This window comes from Flavobacterium sp. GSA192 (genome assembly GCF_006386525.1).
Taxonomy (GTDB): Bacteria; Bacteroidota; Bacteroidia; order Flavobacteriales; family Flavobacteriaceae; genus Flavobacterium; species Flavobacterium commune.
In genome coordinates this window covers 44990-71699 of sequence record NZ_VAHC01000004.1, presented here as the reverse complement: position 1 = coordinate 71699, position 26710 = coordinate 44990, and the positions used below count along the sequence as shown (strand labels likewise).

General features: G+C 34.2%; 23 protein-coding genes and 1 riboswitch. Of the genes, 18 read left to right on the top strand and 5 right to left on the bottom strand.

Features of this window, described 5'->3' with window-relative positions; translation table 11 throughout:
• Positions 1 to 3 precede the first annotated feature (3 nt).
• A complete protein-coding gene (locus FDM27_RS09360; protein ID WP_140486057.1) occupies positions 4 to 2553 on the bottom strand; it encodes a BamA/TamA family outer membrane protein in 2550 nt (849 codons plus the stop codon).
• Between the two features lie 37 nt (positions 2554 to 2590).
• Here FDM27_RS09360 and FDM27_RS09355 point away from each other — a divergent pair, with 37 nt between their 5' ends.
• Complete coding sequence (locus FDM27_RS09355; protein ID WP_140486056.1) at positions 2591 to 3322, top strand: TrmH family RNA methyltransferase; 732 nt, start codon at positions 2591 to 2593, stop codon at positions 3320 to 3322.
• A gap of 5 nt (positions 3323 to 3327) precedes the next feature.
• On the opposite strand, the gene FDM27_RS09350 is transcribed toward FDM27_RS09355, so the two are convergent.
• The gene (locus FDM27_RS09350; RefSeq protein ID WP_071183954.1) at positions 3328 to 4032 is read right to left on the bottom strand and encodes a porin family protein; all 705 of its coding nucleotides are present in this window, start codon (positions 4030 to 4032) and stop codon (positions 3328 to 3330) included.
• Positions 4033 to 4049: 17 nt separating this feature from the next.
• Positions 4050 to 4781, bottom strand: coding sequence for a bifunctional demethylmenaquinone methyltransferase/2-methoxy-6-polyprenyl-1,4-benzoquinol methylase UbiE (gene ubiE / locus FDM27_RS09345; RefSeq protein WP_140486055.1), 732 nt, complete (start codon positions 4779 to 4781; stop codon positions 4050 to 4052).
• Between the two features lie 155 nt (positions 4782 to 4936).
• Between ubiE and FDM27_RS09340 the strand changes: the two genes are divergently transcribed.
• A complete protein-coding gene (locus FDM27_RS09340; protein WP_255510509.1) occupies positions 4937 to 5272 on the top strand; it encodes a hypothetical protein in 336 nt (111 codons plus the stop codon).
• 90 nt (positions 5273 to 5362) lie between these two features.
• Here the strand turns inward: FDM27_RS09340 and metK are convergent, their stop codons facing one another.
• Positions 5363 to 6613 (bottom strand): methionine adenosyltransferase, encoded by a 1251-nt coding sequence (gene metK / locus FDM27_RS09335; RefSeq protein ID WP_140486054.1) that lies wholly within the window; start codon positions 6611 to 6613, stop codon positions 5363 to 5365.
• A 472-nt stretch (positions 6614 to 7085) separates the two neighbouring features.
• On the opposite strand from metK, the gene FDM27_RS09330 reads away from it, so the two are divergent.
• The 7 genes from FDM27_RS09330 (at position 7086) to FDM27_RS09300 (ending at position 15384) form a co-directional block, all read left to right on the top strand.
• Positions 7086 to 8360, top strand: coding sequence for an O-acetylhomoserine aminocarboxypropyltransferase/cysteine synthase family protein (locus FDM27_RS09330; protein ID WP_140486053.1), 1275 nt, complete (start codon positions 7086 to 7088; stop codon positions 8358 to 8360).
• Positions 8361 to 9016: 656 nt separating this feature from the next.
• On the top strand, positions 9017 to 9223 hold the full coding sequence (locus FDM27_RS09325) for a hypothetical protein (protein ID WP_140486052.1): 207 nt from the start codon (positions 9017 to 9019) through the stop codon (positions 9221 to 9223).
• Positions 9224 to 9397: 174 nt separating this feature from the next.
• Positions 9398 to 9503, top strand: a riboswitch (SAM riboswitch).
• A gap of 71 nt (positions 9504 to 9574) precedes the next feature.
• The gene (locus tag FDM27_RS09320) at positions 9575 to 10537 is read left to right on the top strand and encodes an alpha/beta fold hydrolase (protein ID WP_255510508.1); all 963 of its coding nucleotides are present in this window, start codon (positions 9575 to 9577) and stop codon (positions 10535 to 10537) included.
• Positions 10538 to 10559: 22 nt separating this feature from the next.
• Positions 10560 to 12974 (top strand): bifunctional aspartate kinase/homoserine dehydrogenase I, encoded by a 2415-nt coding sequence (gene thrA / locus FDM27_RS09315; protein WP_140486050.1) that lies wholly within the window; start codon positions 10560 to 10562, stop codon positions 12972 to 12974.
• Positions 12975 to 13087: 113 nt separating this feature from the next.
• Complete coding sequence (locus FDM27_RS09310; protein ID WP_055094582.1) at positions 13088 to 13519, top strand: OsmC family protein; 432 nt, start codon at positions 13088 to 13090, stop codon at positions 13517 to 13519.
• 113 nt (positions 13520 to 13632) lie between these two features.
• A complete protein-coding gene (locus tag FDM27_RS09305) occupies positions 13633 to 14805 on the top strand; it encodes a trans-sulfuration enzyme family protein (protein WP_140486049.1) in 1173 nt (390 codons plus the stop codon).
• A 168-nt stretch (positions 14806 to 14973) separates the two neighbouring features.
• Entirely contained in the window at positions 14974 to 15384 is a 411-nt protein-coding gene (locus FDM27_RS09300; RefSeq protein WP_071183945.1) for an RrF2 family transcriptional regulator, read from the top strand.
• Between the two features lie 83 nt (positions 15385 to 15467).
• Here the strand turns inward: FDM27_RS09300 and FDM27_RS09295 are convergent, their stop codons facing one another.
• Positions 15468 to 16250 (bottom strand): sulfite exporter TauE/SafE family protein, encoded by a 783-nt coding sequence (locus FDM27_RS09295; protein ID WP_071183944.1) that lies wholly within the window; start codon positions 16248 to 16250, stop codon positions 15468 to 15470.
• Between the two features lie 386 nt (positions 16251 to 16636).
• Between FDM27_RS09295 and FDM27_RS09290 the strand changes: the two genes are divergently transcribed.
• The 9 genes from FDM27_RS09290 to FDM27_RS09250 all read left to right on the top strand — a co-directional run bounded on the left by FDM27_RS09290 (position 16637) and on the right by FDM27_RS09250 (position 26509).
• Positions 16637 to 17539, top strand: a complete 903-nt coding sequence (locus FDM27_RS09290; protein WP_071183943.1) for a sulfite exporter TauE/SafE family protein — start codon at positions 16637 to 16639, stop codon at positions 17537 to 17539.
• A 55-nt stretch (positions 17540 to 17594) separates the two neighbouring features.
• On the top strand, positions 17595 to 18296 hold the full coding sequence (locus FDM27_RS09285; RefSeq protein ID WP_140486048.1) for a phosphoadenylyl-sulfate reductase: 702 nt from the start codon (positions 17595 to 17597) through the stop codon (positions 18294 to 18296).
• 40 nt (positions 18297 to 18336) lie between these two features.
• Complete coding sequence (cysD, locus tag FDM27_RS09280) at positions 18337 to 19236, top strand: sulfate adenylyltransferase subunit CysD (protein ID WP_071183941.1); 900 nt, start codon at positions 18337 to 18339, stop codon at positions 19234 to 19236.
• A 69-nt stretch (positions 19237 to 19305) separates the two neighbouring features.
• Complete coding sequence (locus FDM27_RS09275) at positions 19306 to 20550, top strand: sulfate adenylyltransferase subunit 1 (protein WP_140486047.1); 1245 nt, start codon at positions 19306 to 19308, stop codon at positions 20548 to 20550.
• Between the two features lie 88 nt (positions 20551 to 20638).
• The gene (locus tag FDM27_RS09270; RefSeq protein WP_140486046.1) at positions 20639 to 22729 is read left to right on the top strand and encodes a HEPN domain-containing protein; all 2091 of its coding nucleotides are present in this window, start codon (positions 20639 to 20641) and stop codon (positions 22727 to 22729) included.
• Positions 22730 to 22739: 10 nt separating this feature from the next.
• The gene (locus tag FDM27_RS09265; RefSeq protein WP_140486045.1) at positions 22740 to 23363 is read left to right on the top strand and encodes a bifunctional precorrin-2 dehydrogenase/sirohydrochlorin ferrochelatase; all 624 of its coding nucleotides are present in this window, start codon (positions 22740 to 22742) and stop codon (positions 23361 to 23363) included.
• A 99-nt stretch (positions 23364 to 23462) separates the two neighbouring features.
• Positions 23463 to 24515, top strand: coding sequence for an NAD(P)/FAD-dependent oxidoreductase (locus FDM27_RS09260; RefSeq protein WP_071183937.1), 1053 nt, complete (start codon positions 23463 to 23465; stop codon positions 24513 to 24515).
• A gap of 280 nt (positions 24516 to 24795) precedes the next feature.
• Positions 24796 to 25797, top strand: a complete 1002-nt coding sequence (locus tag FDM27_RS09255; RefSeq protein ID WP_140486044.1) for a homocysteine S-methyltransferase family protein — start codon at positions 24796 to 24798, stop codon at positions 25795 to 25797.
• 25 nt (positions 25798 to 25822) lie between these two features.
• Positions 25823 to 26509, top strand: a complete 687-nt coding sequence (locus FDM27_RS09250) for a hypothetical protein (protein ID WP_140486043.1) — start codon at positions 25823 to 25825, stop codon at positions 26507 to 26509.
• The last annotated feature ends 201 nt before the right edge of the window (positions 26510 to 26710 follow it).

Here is a 26710-nt window from a genome sequence, read left to right as displayed (position 1 = left end):
GGATTAGAACGGATAATTTATTCCAAAATTTAAAACGGAGTGGGCAAAGTTGTAATCTCTAAACCATTTTTTTGCAGTTTCTTCGGCTGGGTTATAGGTTTTAAAACCAAAATCAAAGCGAACGACAAAGAAGTTTAAATCATATCTAAGACCGAATCCTGAGCCCAATGCGATGTCTTTTAAACTTGAAAAATTCTTAAAAGTTGATTTTTCATCAGTTACATTGTCAAAAACATTCCAGATGTTTCCGGCATCGGCAAATAAAGCTCCTTTTAAATCGCCCAGAATTTTAAATCTATATTCGGCACTTATGGCAATTTTCATGTTGGCTTCGTTAAAATCATTTGTTGCGCCACTACTTCCTGGGCCGAGACTATAAGGTTGCCAGGCTCTATTGTCATTAGAACCTCCTGAGAAATAACTTCGGGAAAACGGAATATAATCAGAATTTCCAAATGGGATTGCAATACCAAAGAAGCTTCGTACTGCTATAACTCGTTCATGATTTAAGTCCCAGTGTTTGATGTAGTCAAATTCGGTTTTGATGTATTCAGAATATTCCAGATTGAATAATTCGCGGTTTCCGTTTTGATTTCTCTTTAGGTTTGTAGCATTTCCAATTAAGGATAATAAAGAACCTGCCGATTCGATTTTAGTTTTAAAAAGATAAAAATTGTTGTCGGCTAAATCTGTTTTTGTTGTTTTGCTAAAACTAAAGTTGGTTGCAAGAATAAAATCGTTTTCGGTTAATCGCACTCTTCTTTCTTCGATGCTTTTTACTTCATTAAAATCATTTGTAGGTAAATTTGTTACTCCTGTTAAAACATCGTTGATAAAACCATTAGTTCCCGATTCAATTTTTAAGTTATTGTTGTTGTCAACATACTCAGGGTTGGTGTTGTATGTTTTTCCAATTTCATTTAGTGCATCATAAGACGAACCATAGACATTAAAGTAATTTGGAGAATTTAAGTTACGGACATACTGAATATTGAAAAGATCAAAACGGGCTGTGTTATTTCTCTTCGGATTCCAATTGTATGAAAAAGTTCCTGTGAAATTCTCTTTGTCTAATCCAATATTCCTTTGGGTAGCATAACCAAGACCTATTAAGGTAGACGGAATCATGCTTTTTGGGATAATTTTCTCGGTAGGAAAAGGCAAAAATATTCTTGGAAAATTTAGTTTGAAATCGACTCCATATTCTGACACGTTGAAGAATTGGTTATTAGGATTAGCTAAATCTCTTGAGGAACCAATATTGGCACGGACTGAGACTTCTAATGTTTCGGCACCGTTAAAAATATTTCTAATAGTTAATGATGGACTAAATGAGATTCCTATGTCCTGAATGTTTGAGTGCATGATATCTACAGATGATCCAAAGCTATATTTTTTTCTGGGTGTTAAATAAATTTTTGCAATAAGCGAATTGTGAAGTGTGTCTTTTTTATCTACTTCATATTGTATGCTCGGAGCATTGAAAACTTTAAGATTATTAAGGTATCTGGATGTTAGTACTGTTTTGTAATCGGCAAAAGAAGTTCCTTTAGTGATAAAAATAGCATCTGTTATGGCGTGCGGTTTGTAGCGTAGTTTCCCTCGGCTGTAAATATTAAAGTTTTGATGGGAAATACTGTCGGTAATGTTTTGTTTACTGGTGTTAGGTAAATAATCGGTGTAGATGTCAACACTGCTTATTTTGTATAATTTAAAAGATTCTGTTTTTGTTGAATCTTTGTCCTGATAGCTGTAGTCGCTGATGTTTATAGTTACATCGGCTTTGTTTTTTTTACCAATAGTATCAATGTCAAAAACAACAGCTGTGGGTTGAAAATAATAAGCTCCGTGATTTCTAAAATAGCTGGCAATACGATTTTTTTCATTCGAAAAATCGATTGTCTTGTATTGATTCCCAGATTTAATAAGTGCGTTTTGCTTACTGTTATTGTACAAAGAGTCCAGGTCGGGCGAACTGATATTGGTTTTTATCGAATCTAAAATATAGGCTTTGTTAGTGGTAATATTGTATTTTATTCTTCCTCTTTTTAAGCTCAGGGTATCCTGTTCGAAATTTGCTTCGACATTAAAAAAACCATTGTTAAAATAATAATATTGAAGTCTCGAAAGCGATTTTTGTGTTTTGACAGAATCAATAATTACAGGAGCTTCTCCGGTTTTTTTTAAAAAATCATGAATTCCGTGATGCCAAAAGGATTGTCCGAGCCGATCAACTTGTTTTGCCGAAAGCCATTTTGCTTTTCGCTCGTATTTTCCCGGATTGTTGGTAAACTTTCCCTGATAGGTCGAGTCAGGATTTAGATTTGCTAAATTATATAAATTCAAACGCAAACGATAACCGAGTATCTTACTATTGGGTTTTTGGTACAATTGGTTGGACACGTCTTCGTCGTTGGTTTTTTTGCCGTTGACTAAAATTTGATTGCTCGTAAGTAGTTGTTTGCCGTCAGGAACTCTTTTTTCGGCGTTACAGGCAGATATAATTATTCCTATTAGAATAAATAGTGATATTTTTGTTGAAATTTTTTTCAAGAGGTCTAAAATATTTAATTCAAAAGTACATATTTTTATGGTTAGTAAAAACCAAATAAAACTTATAACTAGTTTACAGCAAAAAAAGTATCGAATTAACAATCAATTATTTTTTGCTGAAGGTGTAAAACTAATTCAGGAGCTTTTGCAGTCTAATTTTGAATTAGAGCATTTATATACTACCCAGTTTGATTTTGAAGAAGTTCCCGCTGCTAAAAAATCATTAATCCATGAAAATGATTTGAAAAAAATTAGCGCACTAGCAACTCCTAACAGTTGTTTGGCTGTTTTTAAAATCCCTCAGCAAAAAGAAATTAGTAATTCGGGCTTAATTATAGCATTAGATGATATAAGAGACCCGGGCAATTTAGGAACTATTTTGCGTTTGTGCGATTGGTTTGGAATCAAACAAGTTGTTTGTTCGAAAGAAACAGTGGATATTTATAATCCTAAAGTAGTTCAGGCAACTATGGGGTCTATAACCAGAGTAAATGTGAGTTATGTTGATTTAGCCGAATATATTACTCAAACCCAATTGCCTGTTTTTGGTACTTTTATGGATGGCGAAAATATTTATAAGAACATTTTGCCTCAGGAAGGAATCATTATTATGGGAAATGAAGCCAATGGTATCTCGGAAGAAATTGAAAAAATAATCAAAAACCGACTTTCGATTCCTCGTTTTGGCGATTTACAAAAAACAGAAAGTTTGAATGTAGCTACTGCAACTGCAATTATTTTAAGTGAATTTAAACGAAATTTAGCTTAGCAATTTTAATGAAAAGTAAAGTTAATAAAGATGGCTCTGCTTTTAAGTGATTCGATATTTCCTGTCCACGGACTATTAGGATTGTTGTCTCTAATGAGTTCGTCTTTAAGGCTAAAACAGCCACGAATAGAGGGTGAGAATATAAAATATTCCGAGAAAAAATCAATGCCAAATCCTAATTCATAATTGGTACTCCAGGGTTTTACTCTAAATTTTTGTTGTTCATTATCGTCTATGGATTTTGAATTTCCAGATAAATTGAGCGTGGTTGATACTCCGCCCACAAGGTATGGTCGGATGTTTCCTGTGCGCAATGCTGAAAATTTTAATAACAAAGGAAAATGAATATAGGTGCTGTTTACTTCTCTAAGGGCATCAAGTTCTGTTGTGAAATTAGGATAATGTAGTGTTCTTTTAGTATAATATAAGCCGGGTTCAAAACGAAGATTGATGTATTCCTGAAGTTTTAAATCGGCAACAACGCCTACATTGAATCCGGTAGATTTTTCTACCTGAATGTCAGGGGCTACTGTTTTATAATCTATTTTAAAATCGAATGAGTTAAAGCCTAAATAGTAGCCAAAATACAAACGTTGTTTTTGAAAATTTTCTAAATTGATAATCGGGTCTTTACTAAACATACCTTTAGACTGCGAATATCCGTTTAAACACAGTATGAGTAATAAGTTAAAGACGGCGATTTTTCTCATTTTCAATTCAACTTAGGTTATTGTTTAGATGCAACATAAATGGTAGCGACTCCAAAAGTTTGCGGCATTGCTTTTACATCTATAAACCCAATTTTTCTTAAAATATTGTTTAGAGCTTCACCATAAGGAAAAGCAGCTGCAGACTCTGATAAATAACCGTAAGCAACATTATCTTTTGAGAATAATTTACCTATAATAGGAAGGATATTGTTGCTGTAAAAATGATAACCCTGTTTGTAAGGAGTTTTGTCCGGTACTGATGTTTCCAGGATCACAAAAGTTCCTCCGGGCTTTAATACACGTAATATTTCGGCTAATCCTTTTTTCAGATTTTCAAAATTTCGAACCCCAAAAGCAACGGTAATGGCATCAAAATGATTGTCTTCAAAAGGTATGTTTTCAGAGTCGCCTAAAATCATTTCGATAGTGTTGGATAGGTTTTTTTGAGCAATTTTTTTTACTCCTACTTCCAGCATTCCTGCCGAGATGTCTAATCCAGTGATTTTTTTAGCGCTGGTATTTGCCATTAAAATAGCTAAATCGCCAGTTCCTGTGGCTATATCTAATATGGTTTCAGGATTTGTATTAGCAACTATTTTTAAAACTTTTTTTCTCCATTTAACGTCAATGCCAAAAGAAATAACACGATTCAGATTGTCGTAGTTTCCGGAAATAGTATCAAACATTTTTGCAACCTGTTCTTTTTTTCCTAATTCAGAGTCTTTATAAGGGGTGATGTTTTTTGACATTTTTTAAATTTTGACAAATATACTATAATGGTGTTTAAGTTGAAACTGAAATTAATTTTCAATTATTATTGTTTTGTTTTTTTGTGAGTTTTTAATTCAAAAAATCACGGAAAGTGGGTATTGTTGTGTAAGATAATTTTTCTCAATTTTACCAAATGAATTTACTTGCAATGGATAATAAGGAATTAACGGTTCAACTCAGATGGTTGTTTTTTGCGTTGGCAATATCATTTGTTCTTGTGATTTGTTTTGACGGTGCTGTTTTGTTCAAAGGCGGTACTTTAAAAGAAGCGCAAAATACGTTCTTAGGATTCAATTTATTTTTGGAAATTTTAATTTTCATTTCCTTTACTACCTTTGTGGTATTTGGTATTAAAGGTTTTTTTGAGATGTTTTCTCGAAAAATTGCAAATAGAATTATTCTTGTTTCGGGAATGAGTTTATTATTTGCTAATTTGGTGTTGGTTTGTCAAATCATTTTTCAAGATTAGAGCCGTTTCCTTATTGTTGTTGCAAATTAAAAGCATTAAAAAAAGCCATTCGGATTCGAATGGCTTTAGTTTTATGAGGGTAACGGATAATTACAATCCAAAAGCTGTTTTAATTTGGTCAACATAGTCTAGTTTTTCCCATGTAAACAATTCTACAGTTACTGTTTTTTCTTCACCTCCCGGAGCTGAGAAAGTTTTTGTAACTACTTCAGGAGTACGTCCCATGTGTCCGTAAGCAGCAGTTTCGCTATAGATAGGGTTTCTTAATTTTAAACGTTGTTCGATAAAATACGGACGCATATCAAAAATAGCTTCTACTTTTTTAGCAATTTCACCATCAGTTAGGTTTACTTTTGCTTTACCATAAGTGTTGATAAAAATTCCCATTGGTTGAGCTACACCAATTGCGTAAGAAACCTGAACTAAAATTTCGTCAGCTACACCCGCAGCAACTAAGTTTTTAGCAATATGACGGGTAGCATAAGCGGCACTTCTGTCAACTTTACTTGGATCTTTTCCTGAGAAAGCACCACCACCGTGAGCTCCTTTTCCTCCGTAAGTATCAACAATGATTTTTCTACCAGTAAGTCCGGTATCACCGTGAGGTCCGCCAATTACAAATTTCCCTGTTGGGTTGATGTGGTAGTTAATTTTATCGTTAAACAAGTGAGCGTGCTCTGGGTTTTTAGCAATAATTCTCGGAATCAAAATTTCAACAATGTCTTTTTTGATTTTAGCAAGCATCGTAGCTTCTTCGTCAAAATCGTCGTGTTGTGTAGAAATTACAATCGCGTCAATACGAATTGGTGTATTGTCGTCACTGTATTCAAGGGTAACCTGAGATTTTGCATCCGGACGTAAATAAGTGATTTCGTTGTTTTCACGTCTTAAAATTGCAAGCTCAATTAAAAGTTTGTGAGACAAATCCAACGCCAATGGCATGTAGTTTTCAGTTTCGTTAGTAGCATAACCAAACATCATTCCCTGGTCTCCCGCACCTTGCTCTTCCGGGCTTTTTCTGTCAACACCCTGATTGATATCGGCTGATTGTTCGTGAATAGCTGAAAGAATTCCGCAAGAATTAGCTTCAAACATATATTCACTCTTAGTGTATCCAATTTTTTTGATTACATCACGAGCAATTTGTTGAACGTCTAAATAAGTATTCGATTTTACTTCTCCGGCTAAAATAACCTGACCAGTAGTTACTAAAGTCTCGCAAGCTACTTTTGAATCAGCATCAAATGCCAGAAAATTATCAATTAACGCATCTGAAATTTGATCTGCAATTTTGTCTGGATGTCCTTCGCTCACAGATTCTGACGTAAATAAATAGGCCATAATATATAATTTGTTTAAAATTAAGCGAGGAAAAAGAATTGCAAAAAAGACTAAAGGAGGGTTTCTGCTTTAGCATTTTTTTCTACTGAAATTTTTCAGTATTCATAATGAAGTTCTTTCATTATGAAGAGGTTGCAATCAGTTCAAATTTTTCCTCTTGTATTTTGAGGTGCAAAGGTATGAAACCATTTTTGAAATGTAAATTAATATGAACTAAATTTTTTAATTTAAAAAACTGCTTGGTTTTAAATGTTAATTTATTTTAAAAATAGTTGCAATTTAGAAAAATACTTACGTAAATTTGATTTCAAATTTTTAGAAAATGAAAACAGTAAAAGCGATGATGTGTAACAAGAAACAGAATATATTCTGCGGGTACACTATTGCTTAAACTTGAAAATATAAATTTAGCAAAGCCTCCCGAGAAATTGGGAGGCTTTTTTTTAAATAATTAATAATAAACAAAATAGACATGAGTACATTAAAATTTGAAACAAATGCTTTACATGCTGGACATGACGTAACAAAACACGCAGGAACGAGAGCTGTTCCTATTTATCAGACTTCTTCTTATGTATTCAATAATTCGGAACACGCGGCTAATTTATTTGGTTTAGCCGAGGCGGGTTATATTTACACGCGCTTAAATAATCCTACCAATGATATTTTAGAACAGCGTTTGGCTGCTTTAGAAGGAGGGATTGCGGCTGTGGTTACTGCATCGGGAACAGCAGCAATTTTTACAGCTTTATTGGCTATACTTAAAGCCGGTGATCATATTGTAGCATCCAGTAGTTTGTACGGAGGAACATTTAATTTGTTCAATTCAACTTTACCACGATTAGGAATTACAACCACTTTTGTAGATCCTTCAGATGCGGTTAATTTTGCAAAAGCTGCCACAGCTAACACAAAATTGTTTTTTGTAGAGAGTTTAGGGAATCCAAAATTAGATGTCTTGGATTTAAAAGCAATCTCGGCAGAAGCAAAAGCGTTAAAAGTGCCTTTAGTGGTTGATAATACCGTTGCTTCGCCTGCTTTATTGCGTCCAATAGAACATGGAGCTAATATTGTTGTGCATTCTTTGACTAAATATATTGCAGGTAATGGAACTTCTTTAGGTGGAGCTATTATTGATGCGGGAACATTTGACTGGAGCAGTGGACGTTTCCTTGAATTTACGACTCCTAATGCGGGTTATCATGGATTAGTGTATCACGATGCTTTGGGAGCGGCAGCTTTTATTGCCAAGGTTCGAATTGAAGGATTGCGCGATTACGGATCGGCTTTGAGTCCGTTTAATGCGTTTCAAATTATTCAGGGATTAGAAACTTTATCAGTGCGTATTCAAAGACACAGCGAAAATGCTTTGGAGTTAGCAAAATGGTTAGAATCTCAAAATCAGGTAGCCTGGGTAAATTATCCGGGATTAAAATCAAGTAAATATTATGATTTAGCGCAGCAATATCTTTCTAATGGACAAAGTGGATTGCTTACTTTTGGATTAAAAGGAGGTTTTGATGCAGCTAAAAAAGTAGCCGATGAAACAAAATTGTTTTCGTTGCTGGCTAATATTGGTGATACTAAATCCTTGATTATCCATCCGGCTAGTACTACACACCAACAATTATCGGAAGAACAACAGTTGGGTTCTGGTGTTTCTAAAGATTTAATTCGATTGTCAGTGGGCTTGGAAGATATCAATGACTTAAAAGCCGATTTGAAAGCTGTTTTCGATACTTTATAGTAACATTAATTTAAAACAGGGTTAATGTTTAATTGTGTTTTCGGTTATATCTTTGACATATCAAATCAGGAGAGCGGAATGGAGTTAATTTTTTAAATTATCTTGGAGAAAAGGCTCTTTTTTGATTTGTTTTTTTAGTCTGAGTCAAAAAATGATGTTAAAAAGCATAATTAATTGTTAATTAATGTAATTAGCGGAATTTTTTTCAAAATATTAATGAGTCATAAATATTAATTTGTATATTTGTGACTCTAAATAAAAACAAGAAATGAATTTTATTATTTGTAAAAAATCGATGGTTAAAGCGAAGGAAATCGGCGGGAGTGCGATAGCTTAATTTTTTTATTCAAAATAAGATTAAAAATATAGCAAAAGCCTCCCGAGAAATCAGGAGGCTTTTTTGTTAGAAAACAAATAATTAAAATAAGATTCAATTACAATAAGAATTACAATGATTACTATTAATATTAAGAAAAATAAACAGTTTACAACAGTCTCTATGTCTTGCGCAAAGTTACTGGTCTGTTGATTTCCAAAAGTATCGTTTATAATAATATAAACCCTTTTGGTAGATACTCCAAAAGGGTTTTTTTATAGAAAAAAGTAAAACAAAATAACAACAAACAATAAAGTTAAATTAATTAAATTCAAACATCATGAGCACAAAAAGTATGATTACAAGGGCGTTAGAACTTATAAGGAATATAAGGAGTACTAACATTGAGAAAAAAGAAAATAGAGTAGAATTGACAAATGCCAGATTTGGGATTAATTTGGATCCAAATTTCAAAGACCAAAAGAAAGCGGCCAATTCATTAACGTTTATGATGTATTCTAAAGAAAATGAAACACTGTTCATCTAAGTATAGTTTTGTAAATATAGGTTTCAAACGCAGGTGATTTCTGGATTTTGTGTTCAGTTATGACTTGCGTTTGTTTGTTATGTTTATGCTGGTTTGAATCTATAATCAGCAAAATTTGTTTGTTTGAAAAAATAGTGGTTACTTTGCCACTTTAAAGTTCGTAAGCATATTGAAATGTTATAAAGAAAGGACGAGGGATTAGACCCGATGATGCCTTAGCAACCCTTCGATTGTCGAAGAAGGTGCTACATTCTATCCGCCATGGCGGAAAAGATAACAATGCAAATCTTCTGGTTTATTTGAGCTTTCTTTTTAATATTTCCATAATCAATCCTATTTAAAGATTTGAAATTGGAAAATAAACCCAATCACATTATAATTCAAAATTTCACTACCGAGAGTGGTGTATTATACCCTGTTTTAAATTTAAGTTACCAGTCATTTGGTCCTGAATTGAATTCAGCACCTGTTGTTTTGGTTAATCATGCCTTGACCGGAAATTCTCAGGTTATTGGTTCAGCGGGATGGTGGAATGATTTAATTGGAGAAAATAAAACTATTGATACCAATAAATACAGCATTTTAGCTTTTAATGTTCCCGGAAATGGATTTGATGGTACTATTGTAGAAAATTATTTGGATTTTAATGCCAGAGATGTTGCAAAGCTTTTTATCGAAGGAGTTAAGCAACTTAAAATTCAGCAATTGTATGCCGTTATTGGAGGCTCTGTAGGTGGCGGAATTGCCTGGGAAATGATCGCTTTAGAGCCCAAGTTGGCGTTGCATTTAATTCCTATTGCAACCGATTGGAAATCGACTGATTGGCTGATTGCGAATTGTTTTTTGCAAGAGCAAATTTTGAAAAATTCGTCTAATCCAATAGAAGATGCCCGAATTCATGCGATGTTGTGTTACAGGACTCCGGAATCTTTCAAGATGAAATTTGACAGAACCATTAATGAAGAATTAGCTATATTTAATATTGAGAGTTGGTTGTTGCATCATGGTAAGAAATTGCAAAAACGCTTTCAGCTGGCTTCTTATAAAATGATGAATCAATTGCTTAAAACGATTGATGTAACCAGAAATAGTGATTCTTTTGAAGTTTTTGCTTCAAAAATAGAAGCAATAATACACATCATAGGTATCAATTCAGATTTGTTTTTTACCGCAAAAGAGAATAAAGAAACCTATCAGGAGTTGAAAAAGCATAACGTAAATGTTTCTTATAACGAAATAGAATCCATTCACGGACATGATGCTTTCCTGATAGAATATGAACAATTAAACAACTTGCTTGCTCCTGTTTTTTAGTAGCAACACAAAATAGAATTACATGAAAATATTAAAATTTGGAGGTAAATCTTTATCAAATGGTGAAGGAATCAATAAAGTTGTTTCTATTATTACAGATAAAGTAAATAAAGGAGAAGAAATAGCCATTGTTGTTTCGGCACGTGGAAATGCTACCGATGAGTTAGAAGAAATATTAGCAGTTGCATCTAAAAATGCCGATTATAAAACCTTACTCGATGAATTTAAGAAATACCAGCAAGATGAATATTCAACAGTCGATTTGTCTGAGGAATTTGCTGTTTTGGATAAATTATTCGAAGGTGTGAGTCTGATAGGCGATTACAGTTCTAAAATTAAAGACCAAATTCTTTCGATTGGAGAGTTGCTTTCCGCTAAATTATTAACGGCGATTTTAATCGAAAAAGGAGTTAATGCCCGTTTTGCTGATTCGAGAATTTTTCTAAAAACAGATTCAAAATTTGGAGATGCACAGCCATTGGAACAAATTTCGAAGAAAAATGTAATTCAGTATTTTAAAGAAAACGGAGGTTCGGTAGTGAATGTTGTAACCGGTTTTATTGGTTCTAACAATAACAATGTAACCACTACTTTAGGACGCAACGGAAGTAATTATACGGCTTCTTTGTTAGCTAATTATTTGAATGCTAAAGAGCTTCAGAATTATACGCATGTGGATGGTATTTATACAGCTAATCCGGATTTAGTTGCTGATGCTAAAAAAATAGACCATTTGACTTTTAATGAGGCGAATGAGTTGGCTAATTTTGGAGCTACTATTTTGCATGCAAAAACGATAATTCCTTTGTTAGAAAAAAATATTCCATTGCGAATATTGAATACTTTCAATCATGAAAACGAAGGAACTTTAATTACGGCAACTTCTAAAAATGCAGGAATTAAAACACTTTCAGTTTTAGAAGATGTAGCTTTAGTGAATCTTGAAGGTAGAGGTTTGCTAGGGAAAACCGGAGTTGATGCCCGTATTTTTAAAGTTATGGGCGATAATAATATCAGTGTAAGTATTATTTCCCAAGGTTCTTCTGAAAGAGGAATTGGCTTAGTGGTGGCGGCATCTCAGGCTACAAAAGCTATGATTGAATTAGAAAAAGAATTTGAAAATGATTTCTATTCTAAAGACGTTAATAAAATTTCAGTAACCGATGATGTTTCGGTAATTTCGATTATTGGACAAGATTTAAGTACTTTTTATAAGCCTTACACGGCTTTGATTAAAAACAAAATTGTTCCTATTCTTTTCAATAATACGGTTACTGGGAAAAATGTGAGTTTGGTAGTTAAGAAATCAGAACTGAATAAAGCATTAAATGTTATTCATGGGGAGATTTTTGGAGTTTCTAAAAAAATCAACATTGCCGTTTTTGGTCATGGATTAGTAGGGGGAACTTTGATTAATCAAATTTTAGAATCGGCGGTTGCTATTGAGAAAAGAAAAGACATCAAATTGAATGTTTTTGCCATTGCAAATTCTAAAAGTGTTTTACTGAATAAAGACGGAGTAACGCCAAATTGGATTAACGAAATTCAAACTAACGGATTCTCTTATACTATTGATGATATTATTGCTTACGCCAATGAGCATCATTTAGAGAATTTAATTGCGGTGGATAATACGGCTAGTGCTACTTTTGTAGAAAATTATGTTCCTTTGGTTGAAAATGGTTTTGATTTAATTTCTTCGAATAAAGTAGCGAATACTTTGAGTTATGGTTTTTACAAACAATTGCGTAGTGTATTGGCCGAAAATCAAAAGAGTTATTTGTATGAAACCAATGTTGGTGCAGGTTTGCCATTAATTGATACGATAAAATTATTGCATCTTTCGGGTGAAAATATCACTAAGATTAAAGGAGTTTTCTCAGGAACATTGAGTTATTTATTCAATAATTTTTCTGCTAAAGATGTTCCGTTTAGTGACATATTGAAAGAAGCAATTGATAATGGTTATACCGAACCGGATCCAAGAGAGGATTTATGTGGAAACGACGTAGGTAGAAAATTATTGATTTTGGCAAGAGAATTGGATTTGCAAAATGAATTTGAAGAAATTGTAATTCAGAATTTAATTCCGGAACATTTACGCGAAGGAAGTGCCACTGATTTCCTGACAAAATTAAAAGAGTTCGACCCAATTTATGATAAAATAAAAAGCGAACAAAAACCAAATCACGTATTGCGATACATAGGTGAATTGTCTGGTGATTTGCAAAATGACAAAGGAATATTAGAAGTAAAATTAGTTTCTGTTCCTTCGGATACGGCTTTGGGCGGATTAAAAGGTTCTGATTCTTTCTTCGAAATTTACACAGAATCTTATGGCGACCGACCGATTGTTATTCAGGGAGCAGGAGCAGGTTCTGCTGTGACTGCGAGAGGCGTTTTCGGGGATATTTTGAGATTATCGGATAAAGGATAGTTGGTTTTAGATTGCAGTCCTGATAGTTATCGGGATTAGATTTCAGATTATAAAAAAAACAAAAATCCGCGTTTGAAATCCGTTTCATCCGCGTTCCATAAATAAATAGTATTATGAAAATAACATTAGACAGAGTAAACGAAAACTTCCATTTTCAATTAAAAAATGAAAGAGGACATATTGTAAATGTAGATGCGCGTCCGGATTTTGGAGGAAATGATATGGGGCCAAGCCCAATGGAATTAGTCTTGATGGGTGTAGCTGGATGCAGCGGAATTGATATGATTTCGATTCTGAAAAAACAACGTCAGGAAATTACTTCGTTCAAAGCTGAGGTTGAAGGCGAGCGTGTGCAGGTAGGTGAAGCAAAACCTTTCAAAAATATTTATGTAGTATTTTCTTTGGAAGGAAATATTAAAGAAGACAAAGCGGCTAAAGCAGCACAATTGTCTTTCGAAAAATACTGCTCGGTTTCTAAGACTGTAGAACCTACAGCTACCATCCATTACAAAGTGATTTTGAATGGAGTAGAATTAGCGAAATAATTAAAATAGAAAATAAAGATTAAACTGATTTTCATATTAGTTTAATTTGGTTAAATTTAAAACAATATGAATTTGTGCAATTCGTGCAATTCGTGTAAAAAAAGAATAAAAAAATGGACGAACAAGAATTTGGTTTTGAAACCCAAGCCATACGTACACATATAGATAGAACACATTATCAGGAACATTCAACGCCTTTGTTCTTGTCTTCAAGCTTTGTTTTTGAAGATGCTGAAGATATGAGAGCTTCTTTTACGGAAGAAAAAGAACGTAATATTTACAGTCGTTTTTCTAATCCCAATACAACTGAGTTTGTAGATAAGGTTTGTGCTATGGAAGGTGCTCAGGCAGGTTATGCTTTTGCTACCGGTATGGCGGCGATTTATTCTAGTTTTGCGGCTTTGTTGAGTTCAGGAGATCATATTGTTTCGGCAGGAAGTGTTTTTGGTTCTACACATGCGTTGTTTATGACTTATTTTCCAAAATGGAATATTACGACTTCGTATTTTGATATCAATCAACCGGAAACAATTGAAAGTTTTATTCAGCCAAATTCTAAAATTTTATATGTAGAAACACCAACAAATCCAGGTGTTGATGTTATTGATTTAGAATTGTTAGGGAATATTGCTAAAAAACACAATTTGATTTTGATTGTGGACAACTGTTTTGCAACGCCTTATATTCAACAACCTATAAAATATGGTGCTCATATTGTAGTGCATTCGGCAACAAAATTGATGGATGGCCAGGGAAGAGTTTTAGGGGGAGTTGCTGTTGGTCAAGCCGATTTGATTCGTCAGATTTATCTTTTCTCAAGAAATACAGGGCCGGCAATGTCGCCGTTTAATGCCTGGGTTTTGTCTAAGAGTTTAGAAACTTTATCTCTTCGTGTAGACAGACATTGCGAAAATGCCTTGAAAGTAGCTGAGTTTTTAGAAAGTCACCCTAATGTAAATAGTGTGAAATATCCTTTCCTGAAATCGCATCCTAAATATGAAGTAGCTAAAAAGCAAATGCTTTTAGGTGGTAATATTATTGCTTTTGAAATTAAAGGAGGTATTGATTCAGGTCGTGCTTTCCTGGATAAAATAAAATTATGTTCGCTTTCGGCTAATATTGGAGATGCTAAAACTATTGTAACACATCCAGCTTCGACTACACATAGTAAATTATCTGTTGAAGAGAAATTGGCAGTTGGGATTACCGAAGGTTTGGTGCGTGTTTCTGTTGGTTTAGAAACGGTAAAAGATGTAATTGCCGATTTAGAGCAGGCACTTTCTTAAAGATTTCAGAATAAAGATTAACGATTTTTGATTGCAGATTTTCTGTAAATCAAAAATCGTTTTTTTATGTTTATTAGGTCAAATAATATATTTTTGTCATTATTAAGTGTGTTTTAGTTTTTTATAAATCAAAAATCATCAATCGTTAATCATCAATCAAAAATCATAATGCTTTCAAAGAAAACAAAATACGGAATTAAAGCATTGACTTTTTTGGCGCGCCAGGAAGATCAAACGCCGGTTGCTATTGCTGATATTGCCAAAAGTGAAAATATTTCGATTAAGTTTCTGGAAAGTATTTTATTATTACTTCGCAATTCAGGGTTTTTAGGTGCTAAAAAAGGAAAAGGCGGCGGTTATTATCTGATTAAAGATCCTAAAGAGATTAGTATGGCAAAGGTGTATCGTATTCTCGAAGGACCAATTGCTTTGCTGCCTTGTGCGAGTCATAATTTTTATGAAAGATGCGATGATTGTGAAGACGAAAAGACTTGTGCAGCGCGTCGTTTGATGACTGAGATTAGAGATAATACCTTGATGGTTTTAGAGAATAATTCTTTGGCTGATATTGCTTTCTAATTTTTTTGACAGTCATATTTAAAAAGCCCCTTTCGTTGAATGAACAATGAAAGGGGCTTTTAATATTTTTTATTTTGTTGTCTTTAGAAGATCAAATTGTATCCTACAAAAAACAACATTACCGCAATTGCATTTCTAAGGAATAAATCAGGTACTTTACCACTCAACATACTTCCCATATAAATTCCCGGAAGAGATCCCATTAATAATTGACCCAATAAGGCTAAGTCTAAGTTTCCCATTGAAGCATGTCCTAATCCTGCTACGAGTGTTAGTGGAACTGCATGCGCAATTTCGGTTCCTACAAGTCTTGGAGTTGGCAGAAGTGGGTAAAGGAAGAATAATGTCACCGTACCCAATGCTCCGGCACCAATCGAAGTAAGTGTTACAGTAGCTCCCAGTAAAACTCCTATAGCAATAGTGAGCATGTTTTGAGTTTTGCTTTGGCTGTGGAATTTATCTCCGGCATGTTTTTGAGAAAAGTCCAGCAATTTCTTTTTGAATAGAATGGCTACCGAAGTAAATAATAATGCCCAGCCTAAACTATATTTTATTACGGCATTAATTGCAGTAACATCAGCTTTTATATTGTGTAGAATCCATAAAGTTAATAGGGCTGCCGGAATACTGCCTAATGAAAGCCAGCCTGTTATAACCCAATTGACATTGCTTTTTTTATTATGTACAAGGATTCCCCCGGTTTTTGTGAATGCAGCATATAATAAATCGGTACCTACAGCCTTTGTTGGCGGAATACCAAAGTATAATAAGATAGGAGTCATTAACGAACCGCCTCCTACACCTGTCATACCTACTACAAAACCAACAAATAAACCTGCGACTATAAGCCCTATTTCAAAATCCATAAAAATATTTTTTTGCAAAAGTACAATTGTTTTACAATAATCCTATGGATATAGTAGAATTTGTTTTTTGCCTTGAATGATTTTGTTCTTAATTAGATGCTAAGATACTGAAATTTAAAAGTTTGTAAAATGGATTTGCTTTACAGGAAATGGTTTTAGGTTTTTTAAAAATGCTTTTGAGTAGCTTTTTACTGATTTTTAATGTTTTAAAGTTTTGTTTTTGATTCTTTTAACTATAAAAACAGTAAAATATGTTTTGAAATTTAGAAATAAGTAGTATTTTTGCGGAGTAATCTACTAAACCGATAGGGTAATGGATTTTAAAAGAATAAAATTTTAATTTTTTTTCTTGTCAAGGAATAAGATTGTTTAATGTTAAAATAAAAATGAGTTTGGATTCAAAAAAGAATAATGAGGTTACAAAATCAGAATTTGATTTAAAAGATCGATTGTGGGTTATTGTTCCGGTTGCATTATTAATTGGACTTATTTGTGTTTTGATATACAAGCATCACGATGCGTTTTCCTGGGATGGATTTATTGGAGGATTTAATCAGGAGTTTTTAGTGTTTTTTGCAATTGGTGTTTTTGCACAATTAGTGGATGGAACATTAGGAATGGGATATGGGGCAACTTCAACTTCATTTTTGTTGTCTTATGGGATTCCGCCGGCAATAAGCAGTGCCGGAGTACACGTGGCTGAAATGTTTACCACCGGAGCTTCTGCACTTTCGCATCATAGATTTGGAAATATTAATAAAAAATTATTGAAAAATCTTTTAATTCCCGGTGTGATAGGTTCAATTACCGGAGCTTATTTGTTATCGGATGTGATTGATGGCGATGTGATTAAGCCTTATATTTCGGTTTATATGATGATTTTAGCGGTTGTTATTATTGCAAAAGCATTAAAGAAAAATATAACAAAAAAGAAGACTAAAAAATTAGGATTTCTAGCTACCTTTGGCGGTTTTATGGATTCTATTGGCGGCGGTGGTTGGGGGCCTATTGTAACCTCTACTTTATTAGGTCGTGGAAGGAATCCCCGTTATACTATTGGGTCGGTGAATGCAGCTGAATTTGCAGTAGCATTTGCCAGCGGAATTACCTTTATGATTTTTGGAGGGGTAGAAGGATGGCAGTTGATTATTGGATTGATTTTAGGTGGTGTAATTGCAGCGCCAATTGCTGCCTATTTAGTTAATAAGATTCAACGAAAACCAATGATGATTTTTGTTGGAATTTTAATTATAATATTGAGTTTAAAAACTTTGTGGAAGTTTTTGTAAAATAATAAAATAAAGACTTTCCTCTTTTTTGGGAAGTTGAGTTAAAAATAGAATAATGAGTGAAGCAATAGTAAAAGATTTATTAGAAAAAACAGCAGGATTTTCGATTGAGGAAACACTGGTTTTTTTGGCTGATGAATACAAAGATAAAGTAGTTTTTTCTACGTCATTTGGTCAGGAAGATCAGGTGATTACTGATTTAATTAATAAAAGCAATGCGGCTGTAACCATATTTACTTTGGATACAGGACGTTTGTTTCAGGAGACTTATGATGTTTTTCATAGGACACAAAAGAAATACAAAACACCTATAAAAGTGTATTTTCCTGAAGCTAAGGCGGTGGAGGAATTATTGGAGAAAAAAGGACCTAATAGTTTCTTTGAGTCGGTTGAAAACAGAAAAGAATGTTGTTTTATTCGTAAAGTAGTGCCGCTTAAAAAAGCTTTGGCCGGGAATAAGCTTTGGATAACAGGTTTAAGAGCGGAGCAATCAGAAAACAGAAGCGATTTGCATTTGTTTGAATATGATGCTAATTTTGACCTCGTAAAATTCAATCCGTTGTTGAGATGGACATTGGAAGAAGTACAAAAATATATTGACGATCATAATGTGCCACAAAACAGTTTGCACAAAAAAGGATTCGTAAGTATTGGTTGTGCCCCTTGTACCAGAGCCATTGTAGAAGGAGAAGATATTAGAGCAGGAAGATGGTATTGGGAACAAAGCCATAAAGAATGTGGTTTACACGGGAAATAATTAAGAAAAAAAGTTAATTCAATAGATTTAAATAAAAAAAATGAGTTCAGTTTTAAAAACAAATGCTTTAGAGAGCGAAGCGATTTACATATTCAGAGAAGTAATTTCTCAATTTGATAAGCCTGTGTTGCTTTTTTCAGGTGGTAAAGATTCGATTACTTTGGTAAGATTAGCGCAAAAAGCGTTTTTTCCTGCTAAGATTCCTTTTCCATTGTTGCACGTGGATACAGGGCATAACTTTCCTGAGACTATCGAATTTAGAGATAAATTAGTTGCTGAATTAGGTTTAGAGTTAATCGTTCGTAATGTACAGGATGCTATTGATGAAGGAAAAGTAGTTGAAGAAACAGGTAAATATGCTAGTAGAAACAGTTTGCAAACTACTACGCTTTTAGATGCTATTGACGAATTCAAATTTGATGCTTGTATTGGTGGAGCACGTAGAGATGAGGAAAAAGCAAGAGCTAAGGAACGTATTTTTTCAGTTCGTGACGATTTTGGTCAATGGGATGAAAAAAATCAACGTCCTGAATTGTTCGATTTGTTAAATGGAAAAATTGAAATGGGTCAAAACGTACGTGTGTTCCCAATTTCAAACTGGACAGAATTAGATGTTTGGAGTTATATCGAACAAGAACAAATTGAAATTCCATCTATTTATTTCTCTCACAAACGTAAAGTTTTTGTTAGAGATGGTATGATTTGGTCACATTCTCCTTTTGTTTACCAAGATGAAGATGAGGAAGTTGAAGAAAGAATTGTACGTTTTAGAACTGTTGGAGATATGAGTTGTACTGCTGCGGTAGAATCTTATGCAGGAACAATTGCTGAGGTAGTAGGCGAAATCAGAGCTTCTACTATTTCTGAGCGTGGTGCACGTATTGACGACAAACGTTCGGAAGCAGCAATGGAGAAAAGAAAACAACAAGGATACTTTTAATAGTTGATCGTTTTTCGTTTATAATATAAACCACAAACAAACAACTACAAAATAATAAACAAAACAAGAATGGAAGTTTTAAAAATAGCAACAGCAGGAAGTGTAGATGACGGAAAGAGTACATTAATAGGTAGATTATTGTATGATACACAATCATTGACTACAGATAAATTAGAAGCAATTGAAAAAAGCAGTAAACAAAAAGGGTATGATTATTTAGATTTCTCTTTGGCTACTGACGGATTAGTTGCTGAGCGTGAGCAAGGAATTACTATTGATGTGGCTCATATTTATTTTTCTACTGCTAAGAAAAGTTATATTATCGCCGATACTCCGGGTCACGTAGAATATACCCGTAACATGGTTACAGGAGCATCGACTTCTCAGGTATCTATCATCTTGATTGATGCCCGTAAAGGAGTAATTGAGCAAACATACCGTCACTTTTTTATCAATAATTTATTGAGAGTTAAAGATGTGATTGTAGCGATTAACAAAATGGATTTAGTTGATTATTCAGAAGAAGTTTTCAATAAAATCAAAGCTGATTTCCAGGCATTGAATGCTAAGAGTTCATACAAGGAACAAAACGTAAGTTATATTCCATTGAGTGCCTTAACAGGAGATAATGTTGTGGAATCATTAGGAAAAATGCCTTGGTATACCGGGCAAACTATCTTGCAGCATTTAGAAGCCTTAGAGTCAAAAGATATTTATGATACAGGGAAAGCACGTTTCCCGGTTCAAACAGTAATTCGTCCAAAAACGGAAGAATATCATGACTTCAGAGGATATGCCGGAAAATTATACGGAAACAATATTAAAGTAGGAGATGCTGTAACAGTATTACCTTCTTTAACAGAATCTAAAGTGACTAATATTCACTTTTTTGATCAGCAATATGATGAAGCTGTTGCTGGGTCTTCAATTACAATTGAGTTAGAAAATGACATCAATGTAACCAGAGGAGATATGATTGTAAAATCGAATGAATTGCCTAGAGTTGAGAAAGACATCACTACGACAGTTTGTTGGATGGATAGCAAGAAATTAGTTGCGGGAACTAAATATTTAATTCAACACAATACTAACAGAGTGTTGGCAAAAGTAGATAGTGTCAAAAATGTTATTGCAACTGATTATTCAGGAACAACTCCTGCATCTCAATTAGCAATTAATGAAATTGGAGAGGTAACAATCAAATTGAGTAAGCCATTGTATTTTGATGCTTACAATGATAACAAGTCAAACGGAGCGTTTATTTTAATTGATGCTTCAACAAATACAACGGCAGGAGTAGGGTTTATTAGATAGCCTTTGGCTTTTAGCCTTATGCAAAATAAATAAGATATAACCATTACAAGCTGTTAGCTGATAACTAATAGCAAAAAGCAAAAAAAAGATGCAAAGTTTTAGAACAGAAATAGAGGATCCGATTGTCCAAAAAGAGATTATCGATTTAGAAAAAAAGATACACGCATTCCGTGGTGGAAAAATTGACGATGAGCGTTTTCGTAGTCTTCGTTTAGCGCGTGGTATTTACGGTCAACGTCAGGAAGGTGTTCAGATGATTCGTATCAAATTACCTTATGGTAAAGTGACCAGCGAGCAATTGAAAAGAATTACTGAAGTTTCAGATAAATATTCAACAGGACGTTTACATATTACAACACGTCAGGATATCCAAATTCACTATGTGAGTTTAGACAGAACTCCTGAACTTTGGGCTGATTTGGCTAAAGACGATATTACTTTAAGAGAGGCTTGTGGAAACACAGTTCGTAATATTACCGGAAGTGAATTAGCAGGTGTAGATGTTGATGAGCCATTTGATGTGACTCCTTATGCACACGGTTTGTTTCAATATTTGTTGCGTAACCCAATCTGTCAGGAAATGGGACGTAAATTTAAAATTTCATTCTCTTCATCAGAGAAAGATTCTGCTTTGAGTTATTTACACGATTTAGGATTTATTCCTAAAATTGTAGATGGGCAAAAAGGTTTCAAAGTAATGTTAGGTGGTGGATTAGGTTCTCAACCTTCTCACGCCGAATTGCTTTCAGAATTTGTACCGGTTGACCAAATTATTCCAACCGCAGAAGGAGTAATCAGAATTTTTGACCGTTACGGTGAAAGAGCTAAACGTTTAAAAGCGCGTTTGAAATTCTTAATCAAAGATTTAGGTCGTGACGAATTCTTGCGTTTAGTTGACGAAGAGAAAAAAGCATTGCCTTTTCATAGTTATGAAATTGACACTACTGCTTTTGAAGGACCAATCGCTGAGCCTTTATTAGAAGTACCAACGGTTACTATCGAAGATGTTGCTGCTTATGAAGCCTGGAAAAAAGCAAATGTTATTGCTCAAAAACAATCGGGTTATGTAGCTATTGGTGTAAAAGTTCTTTTAGGAGATTTTTATACTGATAAAGCCAGATTATTAGCTGATTTGATAAAAAATTACGGAGCTAATGAATTGCGTTTTTCATTACGTCAAAACATTGTGATTCGTAATATCAAAGAAGAAAATTTACCATTCTTCTATCAGGAATTAGCTAAACTTGATATGGTTTCTTTGGGTTACAATACTATTGGAGATATCACGGCTTGTCCGGGTACTGATACTTGTAACTTAGGTATCGCAAGTAGTACAGGTATTGCTGACGAATTAGAAAGAGTGTTAAAAACTGAATATCCTCAATTTGCAAACAACCAGGAAATTGCAATCAAAATTAGTGGTTGTATGAATGCTTGTGGACAACACAATATGGCTGAAATTGGTTTCCAGGGAATGTCAATCAATTCAGGGAAATTAGTTGCTCCGGCATTACAAGTATTATTAGGTGGTGGAATTTTAGGAAACGGAAACGGTCGTTTTGCCGATAAAGTTATCAAAATCCCTAGCCGTCGTGGACCTGAGGCTTTGCGTTTAATCTTAAATGATTTTGAAGCAAATGCTAACGGAGCTAAATTCTTGGATTACTATGATGCTAACGGAGAGAAGTATTTCTACGAATTCTTAAAACCGTTGGCTGATGTAACTAATCTTACCGAAGAAGATTTTGTTGACTGGGGTAATGCTGATAACTATGTGAAAGCAGTAGGTGTTGGAGAATGTGCCGGTGTAGTAATCGACTTAGTTGCTACTTTGTTATTTGAAGCTAAAGACAAAATAACTTCTGCTCAGGAATTATTAGAGGAGCAAAAATGGTCAGATGCAATTTACTTAGCTTACGCAGGATTTGTTAACGGTGCTAAAGCATTGTTATTGGCTGAGAAAGAAAAAACAAATACACACGCAGGAATTATCGATTCTTTCGATACTGTTTTTGTTGAAGGAAACAAAATTGAATTAGGAACTTCTTTCAGAGAATTAGTTTACCAAATCAATAAAAATGAGCCTTCTGAAGCTTTTGCAAAACAATATATTGAAGAAGCGGTTTCTTTTTTCGCAAAATTAGAAGCTTACAGAGAGCAAGATTTAGCTAAAGCATAATTCAAAAAAGATGAGTGAAATTAAAGATATAGCAGGAAAGGATTCAAATAGCCAGGAGCGTAACGAATTGTATCCGATTTTTTTAAAGCTGCATAACCTTAGTGTGCTTATTGTAGGCGGAGGAAATGTGGGGTTAGAAAAGCTGTCTTTTTTGCTCAAATCGAGTCCCAATGCAAAAGTTGAGGTTGTTGCAACGCGTTTTATTGATGAATTAGTCACTTTGGCCGAAAGTCATCCTACGGTAAAACTGACTAACAAAAAGTTCAAGAAAAAAATGCTGAAAAAGCGCAACATGGTAATTGCCTGTACAGATGATTTGAAGGTCAACAAAAGCGTATACGAATTATCCCGAAAAAGATATTTAATATGCAATATTGCCGACACACCTGATTTATGTGATTACTATTTAGGAGGAATTGTAACCAAAGGAAATGTCAAAATTGCTATTTCCACCAATGGAAAATCCCCTACAACCGCTAAACGATTGAGAGAGTTTTTTGAGGAAGTAATACCGGAAGATATTAATCAAATGGTTCAAAACCTCAATGATTATCGCAATACTTTAAAAGGGGACTTTGAAGCTAAGGTTCAAAAAATGAATGAGATTACTCAATCATTAAAAAATAAAGAATAAAAGTGTAATTCGCGGAAAACGAATGACAGAAATCATGTGGTAAATTTGATTTTTTTCGTTTCTTTGCAATTATTAAGAATGATTATAAATAAATAAAAAATGATAGAAACAGATATCCTTATAATAGGAGCCGGTCCAACTGGTTTATTTGCCGTTTTTGAAGCAGGTTTATTGAAATTAAAATGTCACATCTTAGATGCTTTGCCTCAGCCGGGTGGACAATTAGCCGAATTGTATCCAAAGAAACCAATCTATGATATCCCTGGATTCCCAGAAGTATTGGCAGGAGATTTAGTAGATAACTTAATGGAGCAAATTAAGCAATTCGAGCCAGGTTTTACACTTGGAGAGCGTGCTGAAACTATTGTAAAACAAGAGGACGGAAGTTTTATTGTAACTTCTAACGAAGGGACTGAATTCCATGCTAAAGTAATTGCTATTGCTGGAGGATTAGGAAGTTTCGAGCCTAGAAAACCTTTAATCGAGGATATTGAGTTTTACGAGAATAAAGGAGTAAAATACTTTATTAAAAACCCAGAAGAATTCAGAAACAAGCGTGTGGTTATAGCAGGTGGTGGAGATTCAGCTTTAGACTGGAGTATTTTCTTGTCTAATGTTGCTTCTGAAGTGACTTTGGTACACCGTCGTAATGAATTCCGTGGTGCTTTAGATTCAGTAGAAAAAGTACAGGAATTAAAAGATGCCGGGAAAATCCACATGATTACTCCTGCTGAGGTAGTTGGAATCAACGGAGCGGAGCACGTAGAATCTATTGATTTGGACGAAAACGGAGCACACCGTAATATTCCTTGTGATTATTTTATCCCACTTTTTGGATTGACTCCAAAATTGGGACCTATCGGAAACTGGGGATTAGAAATTGAGAAAAACGCAATCAAAGTAAACAATGCTTTGGATTACCAAACTAACATTCCTGGAATCTTTGCTATTGGAGATATTAATACATACCCAGGGAAATTGAAGTTGATTCTTTGTGGTTTCCACGAAGCAACTTTAATGTGTCAGGCGGCATACCAAATCATCAATCCTGGAAAACGTTATGTGTTGAAATACACAACCGTATCAGGAGTTGACGGATTTGACGGAACCCGTAAAGAAGCGCCAAAAGCAGTCGTAAAAGCGATAAACTAAAACACTCAGTTGTTTACAATTATAAATAGCCTTATCACTTGCAAGTGGTAAGGCTATTGCTTTACTTTGCATTTCCTAAAATATAAAATATCAGGAGCACAGCATTAGGTGTTTTTAAGGGAATTAGTTCCCGCCATTCGCTGTATCTTGTGGGGCATAAACGCCCGCCCCACAAAGATGTCGCTACTGCCGGGGCTAGAGAGTTACAGTAGTGATTTTAAGGAAACAAATAAAAAACAAAAGCTAGTGCCTTAGTGCCTTAGCGGCAAAAAAATAAGTTATGCCAAGCATTCAAGAAGAAATCAAAAAAAGAATACTCGTTCTCGATGGAGCCATGGGAACCATGTTGCAACGCTATAATTTTTCGGAAGAAGATTTTAGAGGCGAACGTTTCAAGGATTTTCCACATTCTCTAAAAGGGAATAACGATTTGTTGTCACTGACCCAACCTAAAGCCATTGCCGAAGTGCATGCCGCTTATTTTGAGGCTGGAGCTGATATTGTGGAAACCAATACCTTCTCAGGAACAACCATCGGTATGGCCGATTATCATATGGAGGATTTGGTTTACGAATTGAACTATGAGTCGGCAAAAATTGCCCGTCAGGTAGCCGATGAGTTTACTGCTAAAAATCCGGACAAACCTCGTTTTGTTGCCGGTTCAATCGGGCCAACAAACAGAACAGCAAGTATGTCTCCTGATGTGAATGATCCGGGATACAGAGCCGTAACTTTTGATGATTTGCGTATTGCTTACAAACAACAGGTAGAAGCTTTAATGGATGGTGGTTGTGATTTGCTTTTAGTGGAAACTATTTTTGATACGCTAAATGCTAAAGCAGCACTTTTTGCTATTGAGGAAGTAAAAGACGAACGCAATATTGATATTCCAATCATGGTTTCAGGGACAATTACCGATGCTTCTGGAAGAACACTTTCGGGACAAACAGTAGAGGCGTTCTTGATTTCGGTATCACATATCCCATTGTTGAGTGTAGGTTTCAATTGTGCTTTAGGAGCCGATTTGTTGAAACCGTATTTACAGACTTTGTCACATAATACTTCTTTCAATATTTCAGCACATCCTAATGCCGGATTGCCAAATGCCTTTGGAGAATATGACGAAACACCAGAGCAAATGCAAGCTTTTATCAAAGAATATTTAGACGATAATCTCGTAAACATCATTGGCGGTTGTTGTGGTACAACACCGGATCATATTCGTTTGATTGCAGAAGCTGCGGCAAAATATAAGCCGAGAGTTTCAACGGCGAGTTTGTAAAATGTTTAGTTCTTTATAATTGAATATGAATAAAGAAATAATAGAAAAAGCGACAAAATTTTGTAATGAGATCTTTGCAGACAAAAAGGAGTACGAACTCCCAGCCGAGTATTACTATAGTCACTTACCATTATGTGTTATTGACTCTATATTTTCAATTGGAGTAAAATATGAAATTGTTCAAAATACGATAAATCGCTTTTGTAATCATTTTAAAATAGATAAGTTTTCAGATTCTGAAGAAATTCCAACATCATATTTTTTGGGATTAATGAAGAAAGAATCTATTAAAGAGTTAACGGAAAATATTTATCAAAATAGACAAAGAACTTCTACGAGAAATGGGATTTTAAAGTCAGAGGCGGTTATATTGTTTTTGGAGATTTTACAGAAATTTAAAATTGATAAATTAAGTGATATTGATAAAATTATTACTAATGAACAATTTGAAATTGAAATTAAAAAAATACCAGGGCAAAATAGTGGAATTTCTTTGACTTACTTTTTTATGCTTGCAGGTTCAGACGAATTGATTAAACCCGACAGAATGATTGTTCGCTTTTTAGAGAATATTTCAGGTGAAAAAGTAAGTTTAAATGATTGTCAATTTATTCTTGTTGAAGTCGCAAATCGATTAAAAAAGGATGGCTTTAATATTACACCTAAAAAACTTGATAATTTAATTTGGAATTATCAACGTGATTTGAATTAATTAACTAGCACGGATTTGCAATCCGTGCCCGCAAAGAGAATAAAAATATAAAAGTCTAGTTTTGTCATTCCGACGAAGGAGGAATCACATAACGAATGTAACTTGATGAGATTGCTTCGTACCTCGCAATGACTTGGACGAATAAAAAATAAAGTTCCGTAGGAACGACCAATTTTGTAGCAACGGATTTCAATCCGTTGA

Bases quoted from the DNA above. Each gene is read 5' to 3' on its own strand.
- FDM27_RS09355 (WP_140486056.1), top strand. From the start codon at position 2,591: ATGGTTAGTAAAAACCAAATAAAACTTATAACTAGTTTACAGCAAAAA.
- FDM27_RS09350 (WP_071183954.1), bottom strand. From the start codon at position 4,032: ATGAGAAAAATCGCCGTCTTTAACTTATTACTCATACTGTGTTTAAAC.
- ubiE (WP_140486055.1), bottom strand. From the start codon at position 4,781: ATGTCAAAAAACATCACCCCTTATAAAGACTCTGAATTAGGAAAAAAA.
- FDM27_RS09340 (WP_255510509.1), top strand. From the start codon at position 4,937: ATGAATTTACTTGCAATGGATAATAAGGAATTAACGGTTCAACTCAGA.
- metK (WP_140486054.1), bottom strand. From the start codon at position 6,613: ATGGCCTATTTATTTACGTCAGAATCTGTGAGCGAAGGACATCCAGAC.
- FDM27_RS09330 (WP_140486053.1), top strand. From the start codon at position 7,086: ATGAGTACATTAAAATTTGAAACAAATGCTTTACATGCTGGACATGAC.
- FDM27_RS09325 (WP_140486052.1), top strand. From the start codon at position 9,017: ATGAGCACAAAAAGTATGATTACAAGGGCGTTAGAACTTATAAGGAAT.
- thrA (WP_140486050.1), top strand. From the start codon at position 10,560: ATGAAAATATTAAAATTTGGAGGTAAATCTTTATCAAATGGTGAAGGA.
- FDM27_RS09310 (WP_055094582.1), top strand. From the start codon at position 13,088: ATGAAAATAACATTAGACAGAGTAAACGAAAACTTCCATTTTCAATTA.
- FDM27_RS09305 (WP_140486049.1), top strand. From the start codon at position 13,633: ATGGACGAACAAGAATTTGGTTTTGAAACCCAAGCCATACGTACACAT.
- FDM27_RS09300 (WP_071183945.1), top strand. From the start codon at position 14,974: ATGCTTTCAAAGAAAACAAAATACGGAATTAAAGCATTGACTTTTTTG.
- FDM27_RS09295 (WP_071183944.1), bottom strand. From the start codon at position 16,250: ATGGATTTTGAAATAGGGCTTATAGTCGCAGGTTTATTTGTTGGTTTT.
- FDM27_RS09290 (WP_071183943.1), top strand. From the start codon at position 16,637: ATGAGTTTGGATTCAAAAAAGAATAATGAGGTTACAAAATCAGAATTT.
- FDM27_RS09285 (WP_140486048.1), top strand. From the start codon at position 17,595: ATGAGTGAAGCAATAGTAAAAGATTTATTAGAAAAAACAGCAGGATTT.
- cysD (WP_071183941.1), top strand. From the start codon at position 18,337: ATGAGTTCAGTTTTAAAAACAAATGCTTTAGAGAGCGAAGCGATTTAC.
- FDM27_RS09275 (WP_140486047.1), top strand. From the start codon at position 19,306: ATGGAAGTTTTAAAAATAGCAACAGCAGGAAGTGTAGATGACGGAAAG.
- FDM27_RS09270 (WP_140486046.1), top strand. From the start codon at position 20,639: ATGCAAAGTTTTAGAACAGAAATAGAGGATCCGATTGTCCAAAAAGAG.
- FDM27_RS09265 (WP_140486045.1), top strand. From the start codon at position 22,740: ATGAGTGAAATTAAAGATATAGCAGGAAAGGATTCAAATAGCCAGGAG.
- FDM27_RS09260 (WP_071183937.1), top strand. From the start codon at position 23,463: ATGATAGAAACAGATATCCTTATAATAGGAGCCGGTCCAACTGGTTTA.
- FDM27_RS09255 (WP_140486044.1), top strand. From the start codon at position 24,796: ATGCCAAGCATTCAAGAAGAAATCAAAAAAAGAATACTCGTTCTCGAT.
- FDM27_RS09250 (WP_140486043.1), top strand. From the start codon at position 25,823: ATGAATAAAGAAATAATAGAAAAAGCGACAAAATTTTGTAATGAGATC.